The organism is Cellulomonas endometrii (assembly GCF_949769265.1).
Lineage (GTDB): Bacteria > Actinomycetota > Actinomycetes > Actinomycetales > Cellulomonadaceae > Cellulomonas > Cellulomonas endometrii.
The window spans coordinates 36,811-60,630 of record NZ_CATKPC010000013.1 but is presented as its reverse complement, the minus strand read 5'-3'; the positions used below and the strand labels follow the sequence as shown (position 1 = coordinate 60,630).

At 75.5% G+C, this 23,820-nt stretch carries 21 protein-coding genes; 13 read left to right on the top strand and 8 right to left on the bottom strand.

Annotation, left to right across the window (positions count from 1 at the left end):
- Positions 1-22 precede the first annotated feature (22 nt).
- From glpK to QNH85_RS14055, 3 genes are all read right to left on the bottom strand, one after another.
- The gene (glpK, locus tag QNH85_RS14065; protein ID WP_282947384.1) at positions 23-1,543 is read right to left on the bottom strand and encodes a glycerol kinase GlpK; all 1,521 of its coding nucleotides are present in this window, start codon (positions 1,541-1,543) and stop codon (positions 23-25) included.
- Between the two features lie 116 nt (positions 1,544-1,659).
- Positions 1,660-2,406: an MIP/aquaporin family protein gene (locus QNH85_RS14060; protein ID WP_428830411.1), complete on the bottom strand. Its 747-nt coding sequence runs from the start codon at positions 2,404-2,406 to the stop codon at positions 1,660-1,662.
- A gap of 118 nt (positions 2,407-2,524) precedes the next feature.
- Positions 2,525-4,342, bottom strand: a complete 1,818-nt coding sequence (locus tag QNH85_RS14055) for a glycerol-3-phosphate dehydrogenase/oxidase (RefSeq protein WP_282947382.1) — start codon at positions 4,340-4,342, stop codon at positions 2,525-2,527.
- A 187-nt stretch (positions 4,343-4,529) separates the two neighbouring features.
- Here QNH85_RS14055 and QNH85_RS14050 point away from each other — a divergent pair, with 187 nt between their 5' ends.
- From QNH85_RS14050 to QNH85_RS14040, 3 genes are read left to right on the top strand one after another with little or no spacing between them, the layout of a single operon-like run.
- Entirely contained in the window at positions 4,530-5,492 is a 963-nt protein-coding gene (locus tag QNH85_RS14050; RefSeq protein WP_213280717.1) for a sugar-binding transcriptional regulator, read from the top strand.
- Positions 5,493-5,538: 46 nt separating this feature from the next.
- A complete protein-coding gene (locus tag QNH85_RS14045) occupies positions 5,539-6,222 on the top strand; it encodes a TetR/AcrR family transcriptional regulator (RefSeq protein ID WP_282947380.1) in 684 nt (227 codons plus the stop codon).
- Between the two features lie 57 nt (positions 6,223-6,279).
- Positions 6,280-6,744 (top strand): amino-acid N-acetyltransferase, encoded by a 465-nt coding sequence (locus QNH85_RS14040; protein WP_282947378.1) that lies wholly within the window; start codon positions 6,280-6,282, stop codon positions 6,742-6,744.
- Here QNH85_RS14040 and QNH85_RS14035 read toward each other — a convergent pair.
- Positions 6,741-7,664 carry an HhH-GPD family protein gene (locus QNH85_RS14035; protein ID WP_282947376.1) on the bottom strand — a complete coding sequence of 308 codons (924 nt, stop codon included), beginning with the start codon at positions 7,662-7,664 and terminating at the stop codon, positions 6,741-6,743. The two genes, QNH85_RS14040 and QNH85_RS14035, sit on opposite strands and share 4 nt — an antisense overlap.
- A gap of 139 nt (positions 7,665-7,803) precedes the next feature.
- Between QNH85_RS14035 and QNH85_RS14030 the strand changes: the two genes are divergently transcribed.
- Positions 7,804-8,403, top strand: coding sequence for a hypothetical protein (locus tag QNH85_RS14030; protein ID WP_282947375.1), 600 nt, complete (start codon positions 7,804-7,806; stop codon positions 8,401-8,403).
- Positions 8,404-8,446: 43 nt separating this feature from the next.
- Here QNH85_RS14030 and disA read toward each other — a convergent pair whose 3' ends face one another.
- The gene (gene disA, locus QNH85_RS14025) at positions 8,447-9,523 is read right to left on the bottom strand and encodes a DNA integrity scanning diadenylate cyclase DisA (RefSeq protein WP_213280709.1); all 1,077 of its coding nucleotides are present in this window, start codon (positions 9,521-9,523) and stop codon (positions 8,447-8,449) included.
- 196 nt (positions 9,524-9,719) lie between these two features.
- Between disA and radA the strand changes: the two genes are divergently transcribed.
- The 6 genes from radA (at position 9,720) to QNH85_RS13995 (ending at position 16,484) form a co-directional block, all read left to right on the top strand.
- Positions 9,720-11,135 carry a DNA repair protein RadA gene (gene radA / locus QNH85_RS14020; RefSeq protein ID WP_282947372.1) on the top strand — a complete coding sequence of 472 codons (1,416 nt, stop codon included), beginning with the start codon at positions 9,720-9,722 and terminating at the stop codon, positions 11,133-11,135.
- 67 nt (positions 11,136-11,202) lie between these two features.
- On the top strand, positions 11,203-11,859 hold the full coding sequence (locus tag QNH85_RS14015; protein WP_282947371.1) for a TetR/AcrR family transcriptional regulator: 657 nt from the start codon (positions 11,203-11,205) through the stop codon (positions 11,857-11,859).
- The gene (locus QNH85_RS14010) at positions 11,856-12,770 is read left to right on the top strand and encodes an ABC transporter ATP-binding protein (RefSeq protein WP_282947369.1); all 915 of its coding nucleotides are present in this window, start codon (positions 11,856-11,858) and stop codon (positions 12,768-12,770) included. Before QNH85_RS14015 ends, QNH85_RS14010 begins: the two co-directional genes overlap by 4 nt.
- A complete protein-coding gene (locus tag QNH85_RS14005) occupies positions 12,767-14,422 on the top strand; it encodes an ABC transporter permease (protein ID WP_282947367.1) in 1,656 nt (551 codons plus the stop codon). Before QNH85_RS14010 ends, QNH85_RS14005 begins: the two co-directional genes overlap by 4 nt.
- A gap of 146 nt (positions 14,423-14,568) precedes the next feature.
- Complete coding sequence (locus QNH85_RS14000) at positions 14,569-15,519, top strand: hypothetical protein (RefSeq protein WP_282947365.1); 951 nt, start codon at positions 14,569-14,571, stop codon at positions 15,517-15,519.
- A 29-nt stretch (positions 15,520-15,548) separates the two neighbouring features.
- Positions 15,549-16,484, top strand: a complete 936-nt coding sequence (locus QNH85_RS13995) for an aldo/keto reductase (protein WP_282947363.1) — start codon at positions 15,549-15,551, stop codon at positions 16,482-16,484.
- Between the two features lie 7 nt (positions 16,485-16,491).
- Here QNH85_RS13995 and QNH85_RS13990 read toward each other — a convergent pair whose 3' ends face one another.
- The 3 genes from QNH85_RS13990 to QNH85_RS13980 form a co-directional block, all read right to left on the bottom strand.
- Positions 16,492-18,069: a sensor histidine kinase gene (locus QNH85_RS13990; protein ID WP_282947360.1), complete on the bottom strand. Its 1,578-nt coding sequence runs from the start codon at positions 18,067-18,069 to the stop codon at positions 16,492-16,494.
- Positions 18,066-18,800: a response regulator transcription factor gene (locus tag QNH85_RS13985; protein WP_282947358.1), complete on the bottom strand. Its 735-nt coding sequence runs from the start codon at positions 18,798-18,800 to the stop codon at positions 18,066-18,068. The genes QNH85_RS13990 and QNH85_RS13985 overlap by 4 nt, the downstream gene beginning before the upstream one ends.
- Before the next feature lie 84 nt (positions 18,801-18,884).
- Positions 18,885-19,271: a VOC family protein gene (locus tag QNH85_RS13980; RefSeq protein WP_213280704.1), complete on the bottom strand. Its 387-nt coding sequence runs from the start codon at positions 19,269-19,271 to the stop codon at positions 18,885-18,887.
- A 203-nt stretch (positions 19,272-19,474) separates the two neighbouring features.
- On the opposite strand from QNH85_RS13980, the gene QNH85_RS13975 reads away from it, so the two are divergent.
- From QNH85_RS13975 to topA, 3 genes are all read left to right on the top strand, one after another.
- The gene (locus QNH85_RS13975) at positions 19,475-19,837 is read left to right on the top strand and encodes a hypothetical protein (protein ID WP_282947357.1); all 363 of its coding nucleotides are present in this window, start codon (positions 19,475-19,477) and stop codon (positions 19,835-19,837) included.
- Positions 19,838-19,935: 98 nt separating this feature from the next.
- Positions 19,936-20,958, top strand: a complete 1,023-nt coding sequence (locus QNH85_RS13970) for a phosphatase PAP2 family protein (RefSeq protein ID WP_282947356.1) — start codon at positions 19,936-19,938, stop codon at positions 20,956-20,958.
- Between the two features lie 72 nt (positions 20,959-21,030).
- The gene (gene topA / locus QNH85_RS13965; RefSeq protein WP_282947354.1) at positions 21,031-23,820 is read left to right on the top strand and encodes a type I DNA topoisomerase; all 2,790 of its coding nucleotides are present in this window, start codon (positions 21,031-21,033) and stop codon (positions 23,818-23,820) included.

The following is a 23,820-nucleotide window of genomic DNA, read 5'->3' as shown; positions in this document are numbered from 1 at the left end:
TCGGCGGGAGGACCCGGGCGCGTCAGCGCACGTCGTCGTCCACCCAGTCGAAGGTCTTCGTCACGGCCTTCTTCCACAGCCGGTACTGCCGGTCGCGCTCGCCCGAGTCCAGGTTCGGGGTCCAGCGCTTGCCCTCGGCCCAGTTGTCGATGACGTCCTGCTCGCCGTTCCAGAACCCGACGGCGATGCCCGCGGCGTACGCGGCACCGAGCGCCGTGGTCTCCGCGACCTGCGGCCGGATGACGGGGACGTCGAGGATGTCGGCCTGGAACTGCATGAGCAGGTCGTTGGCGGTCATGCCGCCGTCGACCTTCAGCTCGGTCAGGTCGACGCCGGAGTCCGCGTTCATGGCGTCGAGCACCTCGCGCGTCTGGAAGGCGGTCGCCTCCAGCGCCGCGCGGGCGATGTGATTGCGGTTGACGAACCGGGTGAGCCCGACCAGCGCGCCGCGGGCGTCCGACCGCCAGTGCGGCGCGAACAGGCCCGAGAACGCCGGCACGAAGTACGCGCCGCCGTTGTCCTCGACCTTGCTCGCCAGGTACTCGATGTCCGGGGCGTCGGTGAACATGCCCAGGTTGTCGCGCAGCCACTGCACCAGCGAGCCGGTGACGGCGATCGAGCCCTCGAGCGCGTAGACCTGCGGGGCGTCGCCGATCTTGTAGGCGACCGTCGTGAGCAGGCCGTTCTTGGACTGCACGGGCTCGGTGCCGGTGTTCAGCAGCATGAAGTTGCCGGTGCCGTAGGTGTTCTTCGCGGTGCCGACCTCGAAGCACGCCTGGCCGAAGGTCGCGGCCTGCTGGTCGCCGAGGATGCCCGCGATCGGCACGCCCGGGACGAGCCCGCCCTGACGCCCGTGGCCGTACACCTCGGAGGAGGAGCGGATCTCGGGGAGCATCGACAGCGGCACGCCCATCTCCGCCGCGATCTCCTCGTTCCAGGTGAGGGAGTCGACGTTCATCAGCATGGTGCGCGACGCGTTGGTGACGTCGGTGACGTGCACGCCGCCCTCGACCCCGCCGGTCATGTTCCACAGCACCCAGGAGTCGGTGTTGCCGAACGCGAGCTCGCCGCGCTCCGCCTTCTCGCGGGCGCCCTCGACGTTGTCCAGGATCCAGCGGATCTTCGGGCCGGAGAAGTAGGTCGCGAGCGGCAGGCCGACGCGCTCCTTGTACCGGTCCGCGCCGCCGCCCAGGGCCGCCAGGTCGTCGGCGATCTTCTGGGTGCGGGTGTCCTGCCAGACGATGGCGTTGTACACCGGCTGGCCGGTGGTCCGGTCCCACACCACCGCGGTCTCGCGCTGGTTCGTGATGCCGACCGCGGCGAGGTCGGCGTGCGTCTTGTTCGCGCGCGACAGGGCCAGGCCGACGACCTCGCGGGTGTTGGTCCAGATCTCGTTGGGGTCGTGCTCGACCCAGCCGGCCCGCGGGAAGATCTGCTGGTGCTCCGTCTGGCCGACGGAGACGATCTGCCCGCCGTGGTCGAAGATGATCGCGCGGGTCGAGGTGGTGCCCTGGTCGATCGCCATGACGTACTGCTCGGACATGGTGCTTCCTTCGCGTCGTTCGGTCCCGCCCCCGCGGCGGGTGCCGCAGGGCGGCGCGGTGCCGCGGGTGGGGTGCTCGCCCCGGCAGCGGTGCGGGGGCGAGCACCCCGTGCGCGTCAGGCGACGTAGTTGATGACGTTCGCCAGCAGGCCGCCGAGGATGCCGCCGACGGCGGGGCCGAGCACCGGCACCCACGCGTACGACCAGTCCGACGAGCCCTTGCCGCGGATCGGGAGCAGCGCGTGCGCGAGGCGGGGACCGAGGTCACGCGCCGGGTTGATGGCGTAGCCCGTGGGGCCACCGAGGCTCGCGCCGATCGCGACCACGACGAGCGCGACGCCGAGCGGGCCGATGTCCGCCGGGGTGTTCCCGCTGATCGCGACCCAGAACACCAGCACGAACGTCCCGACGACCTCGGTGAAGAAGTTCCAGCCGTAGGAGCGCAGCTCCGGGCCGGTGGAGAAGACGGCGAGCTTGATGCCCGGCTCGGCGTCCTCGTCGAAGTGCTTCTTGTAGGTGAGGTAGGCGAGCGCCGCACCGACCGCGGCACCGGCGAACTGCGCCGCGATGTAGAGGAAGCCGTTGACGGCGTTGACCTCGACGCCCGGGGCGAACTCGTCCTTGCCCGCGGCCCAGAGGCCGAGGGTGACCGCGGGGTTGAGGTGCGCACCGGACTTGAAGGCCACGTACACGCCGGTGAACACCGCGAGGCCCCAGCCGAAGTTGATCAGCAGCCATCCGCCGCCGAACCCCTTCGTCCGCGGCAGGATGACGTTGGCGACCACGCCGGCTCCGAGCAGGAGCAGGACGGCGGTGCCGAGGAACTCGGAGAGGACTGCCTCTCCGATCGAGATGGACTCCACGGTCGACCTCTTTCGTGTAGACGGACGTCGTTGTCGTTGTCTCGCTCAGGGGTTCCGGCGAACCGGAGTGCGGCCGGGGGACCGCGGGCCCTGGGGTCTGATCGGCCCTAGGACCTGATCATGTCCCTGCCGGCCCGGGAGCGGCAGGGGTCTGGTGCGAGGAACCAGGCTTGTGGCCGCCGTGGACGGGCGCGGCGTCCAGGGGCAGCAGGGGCGCGATGTCCTCCGCCGCCTCCCGGGCCGCGCGTGCCGCGGCGTCGTCCGGCTGCTGCGCGGCGGCCTCCTCGGCGGCCGCGCGGGCGCGGTACGCGGCGATCTCCCGCTCGCGCGTGGCGGCGTCCCAGCCCAGCCGCGGCGCGATGATGTCCGCGATCTCGTCCAGCGCGCCGACGCCCTTGTCCGCCTGCTCGTAGTTCAGGCGGGTGCGGTGCATCAGCACGTCGTCGAGGTGCAGGGCGCCCTCGTGGGTGACGGCGTAGGCGATCTCGGCGCCGATGTACGCGGGCGCCCCGGCGAGCGGCTGACCGAGACCGGGCTCGTCGTCGACCATCTCCAGCAGCTCGCCCAGCAGGGAGCCGTACCGGTGCAGCAGGTGGTCCATGCGGCCCCGGTCCCAGCCGTACCGGCTGCCGATGTCGCGGGACTGCCGCTGCAGGACCTCGAGGCCCTCGGCGCCGACCAGCGGGATGCGCTCGGTGATCGACGGCAGGGTGGTGGCGCGGGAGCCGATCGCGAAGTCGACGGCGTCCTTGGCCATCACGCGGTAGGTCGTCAGCTTGCCGCCCGCGATGACCGTCAGGCCCGGGGTCGGGGAGGCCACGGTGTGCTCGCGGGACACCTTCGAGGACGACGTGCCCTCCTTGGTGCCGGGCTGCAGCAGCGGCCGCAGGCCCGCCCAGGCGCCGATGATGTCCTCGCGGGAGATCGGCCGGGACAGGACGGCGTTCGCGTGGTCGATGACGTAGTCGATGTCCTCGCTCGTGGCCACCGGGTGCGTGAGGTCCTGCTCGTACGGGGTGTCGGTGGTGCCGATCACCCAGTAGCGGGACCACGGGATGATGAACAGCACCGACTTCTCGGTCTGCAGGATCAGGCCGGTGTGACCGGCGATCCGGTCGCGCGGCACCACGATGTGGATGCCCTTGGACGCCAGGACGCGCAGGCCGCCCTCGGTGCCCGCGAGCGACTCGGTCTCCTCGGTCCAGACGCCGGTGGCGTTGATGACCGACCGGGCCTTCACCGTGAACCGGTCGCCGGTCTCCAGGTCGACGAGCTCCGCGCCGGTCACGGCGCCGCCGGAGGTCGTGGTCAGGCCGACCACCTGGGTGCGGGACGCGGCGTGCGCGCCGTAGGACGCGGCCGTGCGGATCAGGGTCGAGACCAGGCGGGCGTCGTCGACGTTGGCGTCCCAGTACTGGATGGCGCCGACCGCGGCGTCGTGGCGCAGGTCGGGGAACTTGCGCTCGAGGCCCTTGCGGGAGACGTGCTGGTGCAGCGGCATCGCGCGGTGCCGGCCGTTGACGCTGGCGAGCGTGTCGTACAGGGCGATGCCCGCACCGACGTACGCCCGCTCCCACACGCGGTTCTCCAGCGGGTACAGGAACGGCACCGGCTTCACCAGGTGCGGGGCCAGGCTGCTGATCAGCAGGTCCCGTTCCGTCAGCGCCTCGCGGACCAGGTGGAAGTCGAGCATCTGCAGGTAGCGCAGGCCGCCGTGCACGAGCTTGCTCGACCGGCTCGACGTGCCGGAGGCCCAGTCCTGGGCGTCGATCACGGCCGTCGACAGGCCGCGGGTCACGGAGTCCAGCGCGATGCCGGCGCCGGTCACGCCGCCGCCGATGACGAGGACGTCGAGCTCCGGCCCGCCCTCCGTGGTCGCTCGAAGTGCCGCCAGCGCGTCGTCACGCAGGCGGGGGGTCAGTGCTGCGGTCCTCATGTCCCACTCCATCGCGGTCTTGCTCTCGGCCGACCCCCTGCCGCGAGCCGGGTCCGGACTCGCAGACTGGGACCTCGGTCCTGTCTGTCCGCTATCGTCGCCACGTCGCGAACAGACGCGCAACCGCTGTGCACGTATGTGCAGGACTGTGGTCCCAGATGGGGTGACGACAAGGAGGTCGTGGGCGATGGTCGACCGGGAGCAGGACGTGCTGCGCGCCGCGTCCATGTACTACCTGCAGGACGTCAAGATGGAGGTCATCGCCCGGCACCTCGGGACCTCCCGGTCCACCGTCTCCCGGCTCCTGAAGCGCGCCCGCGAGACCGGCATGGTCGAGATCACGCTCCGGCCGTCGACCACCCGGGCTCCCGGCCTCGGGCGCACCATCTCCGCCGCGTTCGGCATCGACACCTACGTCGTCCCCGTCCCGGACTCCGGGGAGCAGGTCGACACGCTCGACCAGGTGGCCCGCGCCACCGCCCGGCTGCTCGCCTCCTGGTTCGACTCCGACATGATCCTCGGCGTCGCCTGGGGCACCACGCTGGCCGCCGTGTCCCGGCGGCTGCAGCCCAAGGTCACCCACGGCAGCGTGGTCGTCCAGCTCAACGGGGCCGCGAACACCCGGACCTCCGGCATCGAGTACGCGAGCGACCTGATCGCGTCGTTCGGCAGCGCGTTCGGGGCGACCGTGCACCACTTCCCGGTCCCCGCGTTCTTCGACTACCCCGAGACCAAGCAGGCCATGTGGCGCGAGCGGTCGGTGCGCCGCGTCCTCGACGAGCAGTCCCGGGCCGACATCGCGCTGTTCTCCGTGGGCTCCGTCGCCGGCTCCGTCCCCAGCCACGTGTACTCCGCCGGCTACCTCGACGACGACGACGTCGAGCTCCTGCACGACCAGAAGGTCGTGGGTGACGTGTGCACGGTGTTCCTGCGCGCCGACGGGTCCTGGCGGGACGTCCCGCTGAACGCCCGCGCCACCGGGCCGTCCCCGGACCAGCTCCGGCGGATCCCGCGGCGGCTCTGCGCGGTCGCGGGGGACAACAAGGCGGTGCCGCTGCTCGCGGCGCTCCGCGCGGGGACGATGACGGACCTGGTCGTGGACGAGCGGACGGCCGCGCGGCTGCTGGAGGTCGCGAAGCGGCCGGTGTGACGCGCGGAAACGTGCCCGTGACCAGCGGCTGCTACCGTCCGCCGGCATGACCGGACGACCGGGACGACCGCGGTCCGCCGCCGAGCGCGACACCCGCGGCGACGTGCTCGCGGCAGCCGCCGCGCTGTTCAGCAGCGTCGGGTACACCGCGACGTCGACGTACGCGATCGCGGAGCGGGCGGGCGTCAGGCAGGCGTCGATCTACCACCACTTCCGCGGCAAGGACGTGCTGCTGCGGACCCTGCTCATGGAGACGATCGCGCCGTCGCTGGCCCTGGCGGACCGGCTGGTCGCGGCACCCGGCGACCCGGCGGCGCGGCTGTGGGTGCTGTGCGACGGCGACGCGCGGTGGCTCGCGGACGGCCCCGTCAACATCGGGCGGCTGATGCAGCTGCCGGAGGTGGAGACCGCCCCGTTCGCGGAGTTCGCGGAGGCGCGCGCCCGGCTGAGGTCCCGGTACGACGAGCTCGTGGCGGCGGTGCTGGGCACGTCGGCGCCGGGGGAGGCCACGCTGGTGTTCGGGCTCGTCGAGGGCGTGATCGCCGCACGCCGCACGGGCGGCACCGCCGCGGCGCGGGCCGTCGCCCCGCTCGTCGCCGACGCGGCGCGGGGGGTGTTGGGCCTCGACGACGGGCGCTGGCCCGGGCGCGCGCCGCCGCCGACGCGCCGGGGCCCTCCCGCCGTGGACGCCCCGCCCCCGAGCAGGTCAGGACGTAGGTTGAGGGCGTGACCGACCCCGCCGCGCCCCCTCGCCCGCCTACCGGGTCCGCCCCGCGCTGCCGCCGACGTGCGCGGGATCCGCGAGCTGGTGCAGCCGTACGCGGAGGAGCGGATCCTGCTCGCCAAGGAGTGGGTCGGCTACTACGAGGCGGTGCAGGAGTTCCAGGTCGCCGAGGCCGCGGACGGCACGCTGATCGGCTGCGGCGCCCTGCACGTCATGTGGCAGGACCTCGCGGAGATCCGCACGCTCGCCGTCGCGCGCGAGTGGCGCGGGCGGGGCGTCGGGCACGCGCTGCTCGAGGCGCTCACCGCGCGCGCCCGCGACCTGCGGCTCAGCAGATTGTTCTGCCTGACGTTCGAGGTCGACTTCTTCGCCGCGCACGGGTGGGGGACGGTCGACGGCCCGGCGGTCGCGCCGGAGGTGTTCGCGGAGCTGCTGCGGTCGCACGACGACGGCGTCGCGGAGTTCCTGGACCTCGCCCGGGTGAAGCCGAACACGCTCGGCAACACCCGGATGATCGTCGACCTCTAGGCCGTCGCGGCGCCCGCCGGCAGCCGGTACCGCGGCCCGTCCTCCGTCTCGGCCCCGGGCACCCGCTCCACCAGGCCGTCCGCCAGGAGCGACGCCAGGCACCGGTCGCGCTGCGCGGCGTCCGGCCACACCGCGGCGACGGCGTGGGCGGGCGCGGGCTCGAGCGCCTCGCGCAGCAGCGCCATGATCCGCCCGCGCACCTGGCGGTCGGTGCCCGCCCACGCCTGCGTGCGCCGCCGCAGGGCGTGCGCGTCCGGGGGCCCGCCGGCGAGCCGCCACGCGCAGAGGTCCCGCACCGGGCAGGCGTCGCACCGCGGGCCCCGCGCGGTGCAGACCACCGCGCCGAGCTCCATGGAGGCCGCCGCCCAGCGGGCCGCGCCGGCGTCGTCCGCCGGCACGAACGCCTGCGCGAGCCGGCGCTCGCCGACGGTCAGCGCGGGGGCCGGCAGGGCCGCACCGTCCGCGACGCGCGCGAGCACCCGGCGCACGTTCGTGTCCAGCACGACCGACCGGAGCCCGAACGCGAACGCCCGGACCGCAGCGGCCGTGTACTCGCCGACGCCCGGCAGGGCGAGCAGCGCCGCCTCGTCGGACGGCACCCGGCCGCCGTGCCGCTCCACCACGGCCCGGGCGCACTCCTGGAGCCGCAGGGCGCGGCGCGGGTAGCCCAGCCGGTCCCAGGCGCGGAGCACGTCCGCGGGGCTCGCGGCGGCCAGGTCCGCGGGCTCCGGCCAGCGGTCCAGCCACGCGCGCCACGCCGGCTCCACCCGCACGACCGGGGTCTGCTGGAGCATCACCTCGCTGACGAGGACGCCCCACGGGGTGCGGTCCGGTGCGCGCCACGGCAGGTCACGGGCGTGCTCGCCGAACCAGGCGACGACCGCCTCGCGGACGGCGGCGGCGGTCGGGTCGGGCGGCACCGGCCCATCCTCACCCGGGCCCCGCCGCACGGCCGAATCCGGTTCCGGAACGGGCCCGCGTGTCCGGCGTGGGTGCGCCGGAACCGGGGCGGCTCCGGGCTACGGTGAACGCGGCGACCGAGGCGGAAGGGGCCGGGACATGGGTGTGGTGCGGCCGACGGGATCCCTCCCGGCGCGGGTCTACTGGGTGCGCCGCGGCGTGGTGCTGGTGCTCCTCGCGGCCGTGGTGCTGCTCCTCGTGCTCGGGCTCCGGGCGCTCACCGGCGGCGGGGACGCGAACGCCGACACGCCCGACCCGGACCCCGCGCCCACCCAGCAGACGCCGGCGCCCGAGGAGTCCGAGGACGCCGGCACGCCCGCGTGCGACCCGGCGGCGCTCACCGTCGAGCTCGCCGCCGACGCCGCGACCTACCCCGAGGGGGCGCAGCCGCTGTTCACGGTGCGGCTCACCAACACCGGGGAGGCCGCCTGCCTGGTCGACGCCGGCGACGCGCAGCGCCAGCTGCTCATCACCTCCGGCAGCGACCGGATCTGGGCCAGCACCGACTGCGCCGCCGGGGAGCCGCTGCAGCTCCTGCTCGGCCCGGGCCAGGCGGACGAGCGCCAGGTGCAGTGGGACCGGGTGCGCTCGGTCGAGGGCTGCGCCGCGGGCCAGTCGTCGGCGCTGTCCGGCACGTACCAGGCGGTGCTCACGCTCGCGGGCGTCAGCACCGAGCCGGTCGTCTTCGGCCTGGACTGAGCCGAGCCCGCGTCGTGGCGGCGCGCCCGGCCGGACGTACCGCTCAGACGTACCGCTCGAGGATGCTCGACTCCGCGAGCCGCGACAGCCCCTCGCGCACGGCACGCGCGCGCTGCTCGCCGACCCCGTCGACCGCCATGAGGTCGTCGATGTTCGCCGCGAGCAGCTTCTGCAGGCCGCTGAAGTGGCCCACCAGCCGGTCGACGATCGCGGCGGGCAGCCGCGGCACCTTCGACATGAGCCGGTAGCCGCGCGGGCCGGTCGCCGCGTCCAGCATCTCCACGCCCGAGGGCAGGCCGAGCTCGCGCGCGATGAGCCCCAGGTCCAGCAGCTCGGTGGAGTCCAGCGCGGCGAGCGACGCCTGGATCGCGTCCACGTCCCGGCGGGCGGAGTCCAGGTAGTCGCGGATGACCAGCTCGTTGTCGGTGCCGATGCCGCCGGTGAGCTCGTCGAGCTGCAGCGACAGGAGGCGGCCGTCGGTGCCGAGCTCGACGACGTAGCCCGCGATCTCCTCCGAGATGCGCCGCACCATCTCCTGGCGCTGCACGACGACGCAGACGTCGCGGACCGTCACGAGGTCCTCGATCTCGAGGGCGGACAGGGTGCCGCTGACCTCGTCGAGGCGGGACTTGTACCGCTCCAGGGTCGCGAGGGCCTGGTTCGCGCGGGACATGATCGCGTCCGCGTTCTCCAGCACGTGCCGCTGCTGGCCGACGTAGAGGGCGATGATCCGCATCGACGCGGACACCGAGATGACCGGCAGGCCGGTCTGCTTGGCGACGCGCTCGGCGGTGCGGTGCCGGGTGCCGGACTCGGACGTCGAGATGCTCGGGTCGGGCAGCAGCTGGACGGCCGCGCGCACGATCCGGCCGATGGCGGGGTCCATGACGATCGCGCCGTCCATCTTCGCGAGCTCCCGCAGGCGCGTCGCGGAGAACTCCACGTCGAGCTCGAACCCGCCGGAGCAGATGCTCTCCACGACGGCGTCCAGGCCCAGGACGATGAGCGCGCCCGTGCGGCCGCGCAGGATGCGCTCCAGGCCGTCGCGCAGCTCGGTGCCGGGCGCGACCGCGGCCAGCGTGTGCCGCAGCAGGTCGTCGGGCGGCGTGGTGGTGGGCACGGCGCGATCCTACGGGGCGGGGCGCCCGCGGGTCGGTCCCCTCGCGGGGTCGGAACGTTGCGATGCGGTCACGGTCGCCGGCCGCACGCCCGGGTGGGCGCCCGGCTCAGCCCGCCCTCGTCCGCCCTCGTCCGCCCTCGTCCGCCCGTGCCTGCGTCGCGCGGGAGTGTGGGTGCCGGCGGCTAGCGTGACGCGGGTGACGACGACCACCTCCGCCCGGGCCGCCCGCCCCGCGTTCCGCTGCTCCGAGTGCGGTTGGACCACCTCCAAGTGGGTGGGCCGGTGCGGGGAGTGCCAGACGTGGGGCTCGGTCTCGGAGGACACGGGCCCCGGCGGCGCGGCGCCGCGCACGGCCGTGCAGGTGCCGGTGCGGGGGTCGGCGCGGCCGATCGCGGAGATCGACGTCGAGGCGAGCCGGTCCCGCCCCACGGGGGTCGGCGAGCTGGACCGGGTGCTCGGCGGCGGGCTCGTCCCGGGCGCGGTGGTGCTGCTCGCCGGGGAGCCGGGCGTCGGCAAGTCGACGCTGCTGCTCGACGTCGCGAGCCGCGTCGCGTCCGGCGGGCGGACCGTGCTGTACGTGACGGGCGAGGAGTCGGCCGGGCAGGTGCGGCTGCGCGCCGAGCGGATCGGGGCGCTCGCCGCGACGCTGCTGCTCACCGCCGAGACCGACCTGGGCACGATCCTCGGGCACCTCGCGCAGACGGAGCCCGACCTGCTGGTCCTCGACTCCGTGCAGACCGTCGCCTCGGCGGCCGTCGAGGGGTCGCCCGGCGGCGTCGCGCAGGTCCGGGAGGTCGCGGCGTCCCTCATCGCGGCGGCGAAGGAGCGGGCCCTGCCGGTCGTGCTGGTCGGGCACGTGACGAAGGACGGCGCGGTCGCGGGGCCGCGCACGCTGGAGCACCTGGTCGACGTGGTGTGCCAGTTCGAGGGCGACCGGCACTCGCGGCTGCGGCTGCTGCGGGCCACCAAGAACCGCTACGGGCCGACGGACGAGGTGGGCTGCTTCGACCTCACCGAGTCCGGCATCGTCGGGCTCGCGGACCCGTCGGGGCTGTTCGTCTCGCACGAGCGGCACCACGTCCCCGGCACCTGCGTCACCGTCACGCTGGAGGGCCGGCGCCCGCTGGCGACCGAGGTCCAGGCGCTGGTCGCGCCGAGCATGCTCGCGAACCCGCGGCGCACCACGAGCGGCGTCGACGGCAGCCGGCTCGCGATGGTGCTCGCGGTGCTCCAGCGGCGCGCGGGCCTCAAGGTCGGGGACCAGGACGTGTACGTGTCGACCGTCGGCGGGGCGCGCGTCGTCGAGCCCGCGGCCGACCTCGCGCTCGCGCTCGCGACGGTCAGCAGCCGGGAGAACGTGGCGCTGCCGCCGCGCCTCGTCGCGATCGGGGAGGTCGGGCTGGCGGGGGAGATCCGGCCGGTCACCGGGACCGCGCGGCGGCTGGCCGAGGCCGCGCGGCTCGGGTTCACCCACGCGGTCGTCCCCGCCGGCGCGCTGGAGGCGGGGCAGGAGCCCGACGGCATGCGGGTGGCCCAGGCGGCCGACCTCGGCGAGGCCATCCGGCTCACCCGCGCCGACACCGCTCGCGTGCGGCCCGCGCCGGAGGCCTGACCGCCCTCTCCCGACGTCCGGCGGCGGGTCTTGCGACACGGCTGAACGCGCGTTTAGTCTGCTGAACGTGCGTTCAGAGCAGCTCGACGACCTGACGGCCCGCGCCCGGATCCGCGACGCGGCGATGCTGCGGTTCGCCCGCGACGGGTTCGGCGTCGGGCTGCGGGCGATCGCCGCGGACGCCGAGGTCAGCCCCGCGCTGGTCATCCACCACTTCCGCTCCAAGGACGGCCTGCGGGCGGCGTGCGACGCCCACGTCCTCGACCGGATCCGGTCGCAGAAGGAGGCGTCGCTCACCACCGAGACGCCCCGGGAGGTGATGGCGCACCTCGCCGACCTCGCCGGGTACGGCCCCGTCTTCGGCTACGTCATCCGCTCGCTCGCGGCGGGCGGCCCGCTCGCCGCGCGGTTCGTCGAGGACATGGTCACCGCGACCGCGGACTACCTGGCCGCCGGCGTCGCCGCGGGGACCGTCCGCCCGTCCCGGGACCCGCTGGCGCGCGCCCGGTACGTCGTCGCGCACTCCGTGGGGCTGCTGCAGATGGCCCTCATCGAGGGCGAGGCGGGGCGCGCCCCGTCCCCGGTGCTCGACCCGGTCGCCGCGTTCACCGAGCTCTCGCGCTGGGCGACCGGACCGGCCCTGGAGATCTACACCGAACCGCTGCTCACCGACCGCGCTCTGCTCGACGTCTACCTCGCCGGGATCGTCCAGGAGGAGTCATGACCACGTCCGACGCCGTCTCCGTCAGCGGCCTGGTGAAGACGTTCGGCCGCCGCCGCGCGCTCGACGGGCTCGATCTCGCCGTGCGCACGGGGGAGGTGCACGGGTTCCTCGGCCCCAACGGTGCCGGGAAGTCCACGACCATCCGCGTGCTGCTGGGCATGCTCCGCGCGGACGCGGGACGGGTGCGGGTGCTCGGCGCGGACCCGTGGCGGGACGCCGTCGCCCTGCACCACCACCTCGCGTACGTGCCGGGGGAGGTGGACCTGTGGCCGAACCTGTCCGGCGGCGAGGCGATCGACCTGCTCGGGCGGCTCCGCGGCGGGCTCGACCCGCGGCGGCGGTCGGCGCTGGTCGAGCGGTTCGAGCTCGACCCCACCGTGCGCGTCCGGGCGTACTCGAAGGGCAACCGGCAGAAGGTCGCGCTGGTCGCCGCCCTCGCCGCCGACGTCCGGCTGCTCGTCCTCGACGAGCCGACCAGCGGGCTGGACCCGCTCATGGAGGCGGTGTTCCAGGAGTGCGTCCGGGAGGCCGCGGCCGAGGGCCGGACCGTCCTGCTGTCCAGCCACATCCTCGCGGAGGTGGAGGCGCTGTGCGAGCGGGTCACGATCATCCGCGGCGGGCGCGCGGTGCGGTCCGGCACGCTCGACGAGCTCCGCGGGCTGACGCGGACCTCCGTGGTGGTCCGGCTGGCGGACGAGGACGCCGCGCTCGCCGCGCTGGCCGGCCGCGCCGGGGTGCACGACGCGCGGCGGTCGGACGGGCACGCGCGCCTGGACGTCGACGCCGCCGCGCTGGGCGACGTGCTCGCGCTGCTGCCGGCGTTCGGGGTGCGGGCGGTCACGGCCCACCCGCCGACGCTGGAGGACCTGTTCCTGCGGGAGTACGGGGAGCCCGTCGGGAGCGGGCGGTGACCGCCGTCGTCGCCGGTGCGGCGCCCGGGGCGGCCCCCGGGGCGCTGCGCAGCCGTGCGTCCGACCGGTGGTCCGGGAGCGGGGCGCTGGTGCGGGTGGCGCTGCGCGTCGAGCGGGTCCGCCTGCCGGTCTGGCTCGTCGCCGTGGTCGGGCTCACGTACGCCTCGGCGGTGTCGGAGGCCGACCTGTTCCCGACGGCGGAGTCGCGCGCCGCCCGCGCGGAGCTCATGCGCTCGCCCGCGGCCGTCGCGCTCGGCGGGCCCGGGTACGGCCTCGACGACTACACGATCGGCGCGATGGTCGCGAACGAGCTCGGGTCGTGGGTCGCCTTCGCGCTCGCGGTGATGTCCGTGCTCGTCGTCGTCCGGCACCTGCGCGGGGCCGAGGAGTCGGGCCTGCTGGAGGTGGTGCGCTCGACGCCCGTCGGACGGGGTGCCCCGGTGCTGGCGGCGGTCGCCGTGGTGACGATCGCGGACGTCGCGACGGGGGTGGCGCTCGCGGTCGCGATGGTCGCCGCGGGGCTGCCCGCGGCGGGGGCCGTGGCGTTCGGGGTCGGGTGCGCGCTGGTCGGCCTCGTCTTCGGCGGGGTCGCCGCCGTCGCCGCCCAGCTCGTCACGCACGCGCGCACCGCCTCGATGCTCGGCCTGCTCGGCATCGGCGTCGGCTTCGTCCTGCGGGCGGCGGGGGACGTGCGCGCGCCCGAGAGCGGCAGCCTCCTCAGCCGGCTGTCCCCGTTCGGCTGGTCGCAGGCCACCCGCGCCTGGGTGGACGAGCGCTGGTGGCCGCTCGTCCTGCCGGTGCTGGTGGCAGCCGCGCTGTTCGCCGCCGCCGCCGTCCTGGCCGAGCGCCGGGACCTCGGCACCGGGCTGCTCCCGGACCGCGCCGGGCGGGCGCAGGCCTCCCCGCGGCTGTCCGGGGTGGCGGCCGTGACGCTCCGGCGGTCGGCGGGGGCGCTCGCCGGGTGGGCGGTCGGCGTCGCGGCGATCTGCGCGCTGGTCGGGGTGCTGGCGCGCGAGGTCGTGGACTTCATCGAGCAGGAGCCGGGTCTGGCGTCGTTCTTCCCCGAGGGGTCGGGCGGTGCGGCGGACGCCGCGCTCGCCCGGTACCTGCTGGTGGCGGTCGCCGTCGCCGCGGCGGCCGGCGTGCAGGGCGTCGCGGCTGTGCGCGCCGAGGAGCTCGCGGGCAGGGGGGCGCACGTGCTCGCCGGCCCGGTCAGCCGTGAGCGGTGGCTGCTCGCCCAGGTCGCCGTGGTGCTCGGCGCGGTGAGCGCGATGGTGCTGCTCGGGGGCCTGGTCATGGGCGTGACGGCCGCGGCGACGCTCGACCGGCCCGGCCTCGTCGCGGGGCTGGTCGGGGCCGCTCTGGCGCAGCTGCCCGCCCTGTGGGCGCTCACCGGGGTGGCGGTGCTGGTCGTGGGGGTGGCGCCCCGCGCGTTCGGGCTGGCGTGGGCGTACCTCGGCTACGCCGCGCTGACCGCGATGCTGGGCGGGGTCCTGCCCGAGGGGGCCGACGCGGCCTCGCCGCTCCGGTACACCCCTGCCCTGCCCGCCGAGCCGATGGACTGGCCCGCGGTGCTCGTGCTCGGCGGCCTGGCGGTGGCGTCGCTCGCGGGCGGGGTGCTGGCGTTCCGGCGGCGCGACCTGGTGGCGTGAGCCGCGGCGCGCCCCCGGGTCCGCGCCGCGCGACGCGGCGGGTCCCGGGTCCGCCTCGGAACGGCCAGTAGGCTGCCGCGGAACCTCCGGGACCGGACCGTGACGCGGTGCGCCCGGGACCACGCAGGCGGCAGGGGAGTTCGTGCATGAGTGACAGCGACGGCCGACAGGCGCAGCCCGGACCGGGCGCCGGGACCGGCGGCAGCGCGCCCCGCTGGCCGTCGCTGCGCCCCGAGCCGGCGAGCGCCCCGTCCCGACGCGACCAGCGCGTGGCGGCCGCCGCTGAGCCGGAGCCGGCGGCCCCCGTGTCGCGCAGGACGGGCTCGTACGCGGTCGTCCCGCCACCGGCCGCGCCCGCGGCTCCGGCCGCGGGCGGCACTCCGGCGGCCGGCGCTCCGGCGCCCGGCACTCCGGCGGGCGGCACTCCGGCGGGCGGGACGCCGGCCGAGCCCGCGCCCGCCGCGCGCCCCCGGCGCCGTCGCGGCCGGATGATCGCCGCGATCGTGGCGGCCGTCGTCCTCGTCGGCGGCGGGATCACCGCGTTCCTCCTGCTCCGGGACGGCGACACGACCGTCGCGGCGCCCGACGACGTGGTGCTCCCGTCCCCGACCGCCACCGTCGCCCCGGTCGCCCGCGCGGCGACCACGCCGTTCGCGACCAGCCTCCCGGCGACCGTGCTGCAGTACGCCCTGGCGAGCAGCGCGGAGGACCCGGCCCCGCTCGGCCCGGACGCCCTGGAGGCCTACGCCGAGACGTACACCGACGGCGCGTCCGGCACCGTGACCGTCCAGGCCGCCCAGTTCGAGACGCCGGAGGAGGCCGCCGCCGCGCTCGCGGGGGTCACCGCGGCGCTGCCCGCCGCCCCGGCGGCCGATCCCGCGGCGACCACCGACCCCGCCGCCACCCCGGCCGCCGGTGCGCCGACCGTGCTCCTGCAGGACGAGGTGCTGGTGGGCGGGCAGCCGACCGGCACCGTGACGGTCGTGGACGTCGGCGACGGCACCGGGGTCGCGGCGTGGAGCAACGGGACGACGGTCTTCCGCGTCGCCGGCCCGGCCGCCGACATCCGGAACCTGTACGCCGCGTACCCGCTCTGACACGCGGCACCGTCCGACCGAGGAGGACCATGACCCGCATCGGCACCACCGACCTGGACGTCCTGCCGCTGAACCTCGGCGGCAACGTGTTCGGCTGGACCGCGGACGAGGACGCGTCGTTCGCCGTCCTCGACGCGTTCACCGCGGAGGGCGGCAGCCTCGTCGACACCGCCGACGTGTACTCGCAGTGGGCGCCCGGGCACGAGGGCGGCGAGTCCGAGGAGATCCTCGGGCGCTGGATGGCGTCCCGGCAGAACCGGTCGGACGTCGTGGTCGCGACCAAGGTCGGCAAGCTCGACGGCTACCTCGGGACCTCGCGGGCGACCGTCCGCTCGGCGGTCGAGCAGTCCCTGAAGCGGCTGCAGACCGACTACGTCGACCTGTACTACGCGCACGCGGACGACCCGGAGACCCCGCTGGAGGAGACCGTCGCCGCGCTCGGCGAGGTCGTCGCGGAGGGCAAGGCGCGGTACGTCGCGGCGTCGAACGTCAGCACGGAGCGGCTGGCGGAGGCGCTGCGGATCGCGGACGACCTCGGGGTCGCGCGGTTCGTGGCGCTGCAGCCGCACTACAACCTGGTGCACCGCGACGAGTACGAGGGACCGCTGCAGGAGCTCGCCGTCCGCGAGGGCCTCGGCGTGCTGCCGTACTCGTCGCTGGCCGGCGGCTTCCTCACCGGCAAGTACCGGGACGGCGCGCCGGCGGTCGACAGCCCGCGGGCCGGGGGCGCGGCGCGGTACCTCGACGACCGCGGCCGCCGGGTCCTCGCGGTGCTGGACGAGGTCGCGGCCGCGCACGGGACCTCCGTGACGGCGGTGTCGCTCGCCTGGCTGCGCGTGCAGCCGGGGGTGGTCGCGCCGATCGCCAGCGCGCGCTCCCTGGACCAGCTGCCCGACCTGCTGGCGGGCGCGCGCCTGGACCTGACCGTCGACGAGCTGAACGCGCTCGACGCCGTCTCGGCCTGACGCCGCCTCAGCCGGACGCGACCGCTCCCGCGTCGGCACCGTCGGGGCGGACGCCACCGCCCGCCCGGGGCAGCCGCACGGTGAACGTCGTCCCGCCGGGTGTCCCGTCCACGCCGATCGTCCCGCCGTGGGCGGTCACCACGGCGTGGACGATCGCCAGGCCGAGCCCGGTCGACCCCGCGGCGCGGTTGCGGGACGCGTCCCCGCGCGCGAACCGCTCGAACAGCCGCGACCGGAGCGGCTCGGGGATGCCGGGCCCGTCGTCCCGCACGCGGAGCACGACCTCGTCGCCGTCCTGCGCGACCCCGACCACGACGGTCGTCCCGGCCGGGGTGTGCACGCGGGCGTTCGACAGCAGGTTCACCAGGACCTGCCGCAGCCGGTGCTCGTCGCCGAGCACGAGCGGGGGCTCGAGGTCCAGGTCGTCGTCCGGGGCGTCGAGGTCGAGCCGCCACGCGTGGTCCGGCCCGGCGACGTGCGCGTCCGAGACGGCGTCGACCGCCAGCGCGGCGAGGTCGACCTCCTCGACGTCCAGGTCGCGGCCGGCGTCGAGGCGCGCGAGCAGCAGCATGTCCTCGACGAGCGTCGTCATCCGGCGCGCCTCGGACCCCACGCGGTCCATGGCGCGGAGCGCGTCGGGCGGCAGCTCCCCGGGCAGGCGCTGCACGAGCTCCGCGTACCCGCGGATCGACGCGAGCGGGGTCCGGAGCTCGTGGCTGGCGTCGGCGACGAACCGGCGCACCTGCGTCTCGGACTCGTGGCGGGACGTCAGCGCCGACTCCACGTGGCCGAGCATCCGGTTGAGGGCGGCGCCCACCTGGCCGACCTCCGTGGCCGGGTCGGTGTCCTGCGCGGGCACGCGCTCGCGGATGTCGACCTCGCCGCGGGACAGCGGCATCTCCGACACGCGGCTCGCGGTGGCCGCGACGCGGTCGAGCGGCCGCAGCTCCCGGCGCACCAGGAGCGTCGCGAGCGCGGCCGCCACGAGCAGGCCGACCACCGCGACGACGACCTCGACCACGAGGAAGTCCTCGACGGTGGCGGTCACGCCCGCCACCGGGATCGCGGTCACCGAGGTGTCGCCGTCGTCGGACACCACGGAGATCACGCGGTAGGTGCCCAGCCCCGGGAGGTCGACCGTGTCCGGGGTGCCGTCGGGCGTCAGGCTCAGCAGGGTGGCGAGCTGGTCGTCGGTGAGCTGCTGCACCTCGCCGGAGTCGTCGAGGTACCCCGACTGCAGGGCGCTGCCGTCGGACCGCTCGAACACGCTCACGGTGCCGACGTCCTGGCCGGGCAGGCCGAACGCGGGCGGGATCTGCTCACCCGTGTCGCCCTGGCCCTGGGCGGAGCCGTCGAGCGCGTCGGAGGGCTCCGGGCGCGGCTCCTCCCCGCGGTCCAGCCGGTCGGGGGCGGCGACCGCCCGGCGGCTGGCCGAGTCGAGCCGGTCGTCGATCTGGTCGAGCAGCGAGGTCCGCAGCGCGAGCGTGGACACCAGCCCCATGACCGCGGCGACCGTGGCGAGCAGCACCACGACGACGGCGACCAGCCGGCGCCGCAGCGTCCAGCGGCGGCCGGGGCGGCTCACGCGGCGGGCTTGAGCACGTACCCGACGCCGCGCAGCGTGTGCAGCATCGGCTCGCGGCCCTTGTCGATCTTGCGGCGCAGGTACGACACGTACAGCTCGACGATGTTCGCCTGCCCGCCGAAGTCGTACTGCCAGACGCGGTCGAGGATCTGCGCCTTGGACAGCACCCGCTTCGGGTTGCGCATGAAGTACCGCAGCAGCTCGAACTCGGTGGCGGTCAGGCGGATGTCGTCGCCGCCGCGGGAGACCTCGTGGGAGTCCTCGTCCATGCGCAGGTCCCCGACCACCAGGACGGCCTCCTCACGCTCGGAGACGGCGCCCGCGCGGCGGAGCAGGGCGCGCAGCCGGGCGACGACCTCCTCCAGGCTGAACGGCTTGGTCACGTAGTCGTCGCCGCCCGCGGTGAGGCCGGCGATCCGGTCCTCCACGGCGTCCTTGGCGGTGAGGAACAGCACCGGGACGTGCGGGTGGGTGGCGCGGATCCGGCGCAGCACGTCGAGCCCGGACAGGTCGGGCAGCATCACGTCGAGCAGGATGACGTCGGGGTCGAGGCTCCGCGCCTGCTTGATCGCGGCCTGGCCCGTCAGGGCGTGCTCCACCTGCCAGCCCTCGTACCGCAGGGCGGTCGAGAGCAGCTCGGCGAGGGTGGCCTCGTCGTCCACGACGAGGGCGCGGACGGGCTGGCCGTCCGCTCGGGTGAGGGAGTCGCGGTGGAGCGTCGAGGCGGTCATGCGCCGAGCATCGCGCCGTGACCTGAGCCGATGCTGACGCGACCCTGTGGGTTCCCTGTGCGCCCCGCGGGTCCGGCGCGGGGGTCAGGGCTCGTCGTCCTCGATCACCGACAGGACGTTCCCCGACGGGTCGGTGAACCACGCGATGAGCGGCCCGCCGCCGCGGAACACCCCGTCCTCGTCGGTCTGCAGCGGGGTGCCCTCGTACCGCTCGAACCGCACCCCGCGCCCGCGCAGCTCCGCCACGGCCGCCGGGACGTCGGCCACGGGGAAGTTGAGCACCGTGTAGGTGGCGGGCGTGTGGGCGTCGCCCTTCGGGTAGAGCAGGACGTCGCGGCCGCCGGACAGGTGCAGCCACAGCATCCCGTCCCGCTCCTGCGCGTCGAGGCCGAGCACGTCGGCGTAGAACGCGCGGGCGGCCGGCACGTCGGCCACCGAGTACCCGCTGAAGCCCTGGCTGAGGTCGAGCATGACGGCCCCCTCGTCGTCGTCCGGTGGGACCAGCGTGCACCCGCGGGGGCCGCCGCGTGAAGGTCCGGCGCACGTCGGGCCGGTCGGCGGGGCGGGACGGGGCACCCACAGGAGGTCGGGGGAGGACGCCCAGCCGGTCCCCAGGGTGCGGGGCTTCGCTGATCACGTCGCCCCGCACCGGGGCGCGACGGAGGGAGTCAGCCATGACCGTCCTGGACGCACCCGCCCCCTGGATCACCGTGACGCTGCGGCCCGCGGGCTCGTTCGGCCGCGCGGACGCCGACCGGCTGCGCGCGCCGCTCGACGCGGTGTCGGCGTGCGCGTCGATCGTCGTGCTGGACCTGGCGTCCGCGCGGCTCCGCAGCAGGCGCGCCGCCGAGGTCGTGGACGACGCCGCGCTGCTGCTCGAGCAGCGGGGCGGCTGCCTGCTGTGCGTGCACGCCGACGCCGAGAGCCGGGCGCACCTCGCGGGCGCGGGGCCGCACGCGGTGGTCCTGGACGGCGAGCCCGACCCGGCGCCCGGCGCGGGCGCTCCGGGGCCCCGCCCCGGCGTGACGCGCCCGTGAGCCCGCCCGGGGACGACCCCGGGCACGTCGGTGGAGGAATGGTGTGGGCGGCCCGTGCCCCGCTTCGCACGGCGACCGGCTCGCCTACCGTGGACCCCATGCCCCGCCCCGCGTCCGCCCCGCCGACCTCCCGGCGCGGCCCCGACCCGAGCAACGGCGTCGTGCCCGGGGCCGGTGCCGACGGCGGCGTGCGGCGCCCGTGGCGGACGTCCGCCGCGACGGCCCGCAAGGTGACCGGCGCCCTGCTGGTCGCCCTCGTCGCGGCCGTCGGGATCGGCGTCGTGTGGCGGGTGTTCGTCGGGACGGAGCACGGCCAGGCGGTCGACCAGTCGTCCCTCGACGGGGCGCACATCGGCCAGAACCGCCTGTGGGAGCTCGCGGAGCCGGTGCTGGACGTGGTCTCCGTCGGGTTCATCGCCGCAGCCGTCGTGGCGTGCGCGGTGATCGCGTTCGTGCGGCGACGGTGGGGCCTCGCCCTGGTGGCGGCCGCGGTCCTGGCCGGCTCGAACGTCACGACGCAGCTGCTCAAGCAGGGGGTGCTGGACCGGCCGCAGCTCGGCCACGGCCCGGAGTTCAACACGCTGCCCAGCGGGCACACGACCGCGGCGGCCTCCGTCGCCGCGGCTGTCCTGCTCGTCGTGCCGCCGCGGGCCCGGCCGTGGGCCGCGGTGCTGGGCGGCGCGTACGCGGCGGCGACGGGCGTGAGCACACTCGTCGGGCAGTGGCACCGCCCGTCCGACGTGGTGGCCGGCCTGCTCGTGGTCCTGGTCTGGGGCGCGCTCGCGTGCGCGGTCCTGGCCCTGGGCGTCGACACGTCCGCCGACCGGCACCCGCCGACCGCGGCGCTGCGGGCCGTCAGCCGGGGCGGCGGCACGACGGGCACCCGCGTCGCGGTGCTGCTGCTCGCCGGCGTGGCCGTGGTGGCGGGCGCCGCGGCGGCGGTCGCGCTGCGGCGCACCTGGCTGTCCGACGACCCGGTCGGCAGCACGGCGGCGCTCCTCACGTCGTACGGTGGCGGGGCGCTCGGCATCGTGGCGGTCGCCGCCGCGGCGTCCGGCGCGCTGCTCGTCCTGCGACGGTCCGCGACATCGGGGTCGGCCGGCGTGGGACCGAGGTCGTAGAGTCACCCCGCACAGGCGGGTCAACCGGGCACGCGCACGCGGGTCCGCCGCAGTTCGAGGAAGCAGGAGCGCATGTCGTCAGGTCGCAAGCTGGTCATCGTGGAGTCGCCGGCGAAGGCGCGCACGATCGCCGGGTACCTCGGCGACGACTACGAGGTCGAGGCGAGCGTCGGGCACATCCGTGACCTGCCGCAGCCCAGCGAGCTCCCCGCGGACATGAAGAAGGGCCCGTTCGGGAAGTTCGCGGTGGACGTGGACAACGGCTTCGAGCCGTACTACGTCGTCGACTCCGACAAGAAGAAGAAGGTCGCGGAGCTCAAGCGGCTGCTCAAGGAGTCCGACGAGCTCTACCTCGCCACCGACGAGGACCGCGAGGGCGAGGCCATCGCCTGGCACCTGCTGCAGGAGCTCAAGCCCAAGGTGCCGGTCAAGCGGATGGTGTTCCACGAGATCACCCGCGAGGCGATCACCCGCGCGCTGGAGAACACCCGCGAGCTCGACGACCGGCTGGTGGACGCCCAGGAGACCCGGCGCATCCTCGACCGCCTGTACGGCTACGAGGTCAGCCCGGTGCTGTGGCGCAAGGTGCGCCAGGGCCTGTCCGCCGGCCGCGTGCAGTCGGTGGCGACCCGCCTGGTGGTGGAGCGCGAGCGCGAGCGCATGGCGTTCCGCGCCGCGGACTACTGGGACCTGACCGCCACGTTCGCCGTCGAGGACTCCGCGGAGCCGACGTTCGACGCGCGGCTGCTGCAGCTCGGCGAGCGCCGCGTGGCGTCCGGCCGCGACTTCGGCGACGACGGCGTGCTCAAGGGCGGCGCGTCGAGCCGCCCGGTGCACCTGGACGAGGGCGCGGCGCACGCCTGGGTGTCCGCGCTCGACGGGGCGGACTTCGCGGTGCGCTCCCTGGAGACCAAGCCGTACACCCGCCGCCCGGCCGCGCCGTTCACCACGTCGACGCTGCAGCAGGAGGCGAGCCGCAAGCTGCGGATGGCGTCCCGGCAGACCATGCGCACCGCGCAGACGCTGTACGAGAACGGCTACATCACCTACATGCGGACCGACTCGCCCGTGCTGAGCACGCAGGCGATCGACGCCGCCCGCCGCCAGGCCGCGGAGCTGTACGGGTCGGACCACGTGCCCGACAAGCCGCGCGTCTACGCGTCGAAGAGCAAGGGCGCGCAGGAGGCCCACGAGGCCATCCGCCCCGCGGGCGACAACTTCCGCACGCCGGCGCAGGTGGCCCGCGAGCTGTCCGGCGACCAGTTCCGGCTGTACGAGCTGATCTGGAAGCGCACCGTCGCCTCGCAGATGGCCGACGCCCGCGGCTCCACCGCCTCGGTGCGGATCGCCGCGACGGTGCCGGCCCCGGCCCTGCCCGAGGGCAGCACCGCGGCGGACGGCCCCGCGGCCGGCGCCCCGACCCCCGCGGTGTTCGCCGCCAGCGGCACGGTCATCACGTTCCGCGGGTTCCTCGCGGCGTACGAGGAGGGCCGTGACGTCGACCGCTACTCGGGCGACGCCGAGGCCGCTGCGGGTGACGCGGCCAAGGACGCGCGGCTGCCGCAGATGGCCGAGGGCGACGCGGTGTCCGCGTCCGACCTGACCGCCGACGGGCACCGGACCTCCCCGCCGCCGCGGTTCACCGAGGCGAGCCTGGTCAAGGCGCTGGAGGAGCGCGGCATCGGCCGCCCGTCCACCTACGCCGCCACGATCTCCGTCATCCAGGACCGCGGCTACGTCATCAGCCGGGGGCAGGCGCTCGTGCCGACGTGGCTGGCGTTCGCCGTCACGCGGCTGCTGGAGGAGAACTTCGACAAGCTCGTCGACTACGACTTCACGGCCGCGATGGAGGAGGACCTCGACGCCATCGCCGCGGGGCAGAAGGACCGCGTCGAGTGGCTGACCCGGTTCTACTTCGGCTCCGAGGCGGTCGAGGGCCCGGACGGCGACGGCCTGCGGGAGCTCGTCGCGAACCTCGGGGAGATCGACGCCCGCGAGGTGAACTCGATCGACATCGGCGACGGCATCACCCTGCGCGTCGGCCGGTACGGCCCGTACATCGAGGAGACCGGGGGCGAGCCGGGCGAGGACGGCAACCCGCGGCGCGCCTCGGTTCCCGACGACCTGGCGCCGGACGAGCTGACGGTCGAGAAGGCCCGCGAGCTGCTGGAGACCCAGCCCGAGGGCGACCTGGTGCTCGGCACGGACCCGTCGACCGGGACGACCATCGTCGCGAAGAACGGGCGCTACGGGCCGTACGTCACCGAGCTGCTGCCGGAGCCCGAGCTCGACCCGGGGCTGTCGGCCGCGGCCAAGAAGCGGGCGCTGGCCGCCGCGCCGAAGCCGCGCACCGGCTCGCTGCTGAAGACCCAGTCCCTGCAGACGATCACGCTCGACGACGCGCTGCAGCTGCTGAGCCTGCCGCGGGTGGTCGGCACCGACCCGGAGACCGGCGTCGAGATCACGGCGCAGAACGGCCGGTACGGGCCCTACCTCAAGCGCGGCACCGACTCCCGGACCCTGCCGTCCGAGGAGGCGATGTTCACCGTCACGCTCGAGGAGGCGCTGGCGATCTACGCCCAGCCGAAGCGGGGTCGCGGGGCGACCGCGACGCCGCCGCTGCGCGAGCTCGGCGAGGACCCGACGTCCGGGAAGCCGATCGTGGTCAAGGACGGCCGGTTCGGCGCGTACGTCACGGACGGGGAGACCAACCGGACCCTGCCGCGGGACGTCACGCCGGAGACGATCACCCGGGAGCAGGCCGTCGAGCTGCTGGCGGAGAAGCGCGCGTCGGCGCCCAAGAAGAAGCCCGCCGCCCGCAAGGCCGCGCCGCGCAAGAAGGCCGCGGCCGCCAAGAAGTAG

What these genes read in the sequence shown, in the direction of transcription:
- glpK (WP_282947384.1), bottom strand. Translation starts at nt 1,543, where the DNA reads ATGTCCGAGCAGTACGTCATGGCGATCGACCAGGGCACCACCTCGACC.
- QNH85_RS14055 (WP_282947382.1), bottom strand. Translation starts at nt 4,342, where the DNA reads ATGAGGACCGCAGCACTGACCCCCCGCCTGCGTGACGACGCGCTGGCG.
- QNH85_RS14050 (WP_213280717.1), top strand. Translation starts at nt 4,530, where the DNA reads ATGGTCGACCGGGAGCAGGACGTGCTGCGCGCCGCGTCCATGTACTAC.
- QNH85_RS14045 (WP_282947380.1), top strand. Translation starts at nt 5,539, where the DNA reads ATGACCGGACGACCGGGACGACCGCGGTCCGCCGCCGAGCGCGACACC.
- QNH85_RS14030 (WP_282947375.1), top strand. Translation starts at nt 7,804, where the DNA reads ATGGGTGTGGTGCGGCCGACGGGATCCCTCCCGGCGCGGGTCTACTGG.
- QNH85_RS14010 (WP_282947369.1), top strand. Translation starts at nt 11,856, where the DNA reads ATGACCACGTCCGACGCCGTCTCCGTCAGCGGCCTGGTGAAGACGTTC.
- QNH85_RS14000 (WP_282947365.1), top strand. Translation starts at nt 14,569, where the DNA reads ATGAGTGACAGCGACGGCCGACAGGCGCAGCCCGGACCGGGCGCCGGG.
- QNH85_RS13995 (WP_282947363.1), top strand. Translation starts at nt 15,549, where the DNA reads ATGACCCGCATCGGCACCACCGACCTGGACGTCCTGCCGCTGAACCTC.
- QNH85_RS13985 (WP_282947358.1), bottom strand. Translation starts at nt 18,800, where the DNA reads ATGACCGCCTCGACGCTCCACCGCGACTCCCTCACCCGAGCGGACGGC.
- QNH85_RS13980 (WP_213280704.1), bottom strand. Translation starts at nt 19,271, where the DNA reads ATGCTCGACCTCAGCCAGGGCTTCAGCGGGTACTCGGTGGCCGACGTG.
- QNH85_RS13975 (WP_282947357.1), top strand. Translation starts at nt 19,475, where the DNA reads ATGACCGTCCTGGACGCACCCGCCCCCTGGATCACCGTGACGCTGCGG.
- QNH85_RS13970 (WP_282947356.1), top strand. Translation starts at nt 19,936, where the DNA reads ATGCCCCGCCCCGCGTCCGCCCCGCCGACCTCCCGGCGCGGCCCCGAC.
- topA (WP_282947354.1), top strand. Translation starts at nt 21,031, where the DNA reads ATGTCGTCAGGTCGCAAGCTGGTCATCGTGGAGTCGCCGGCGAAGGCG.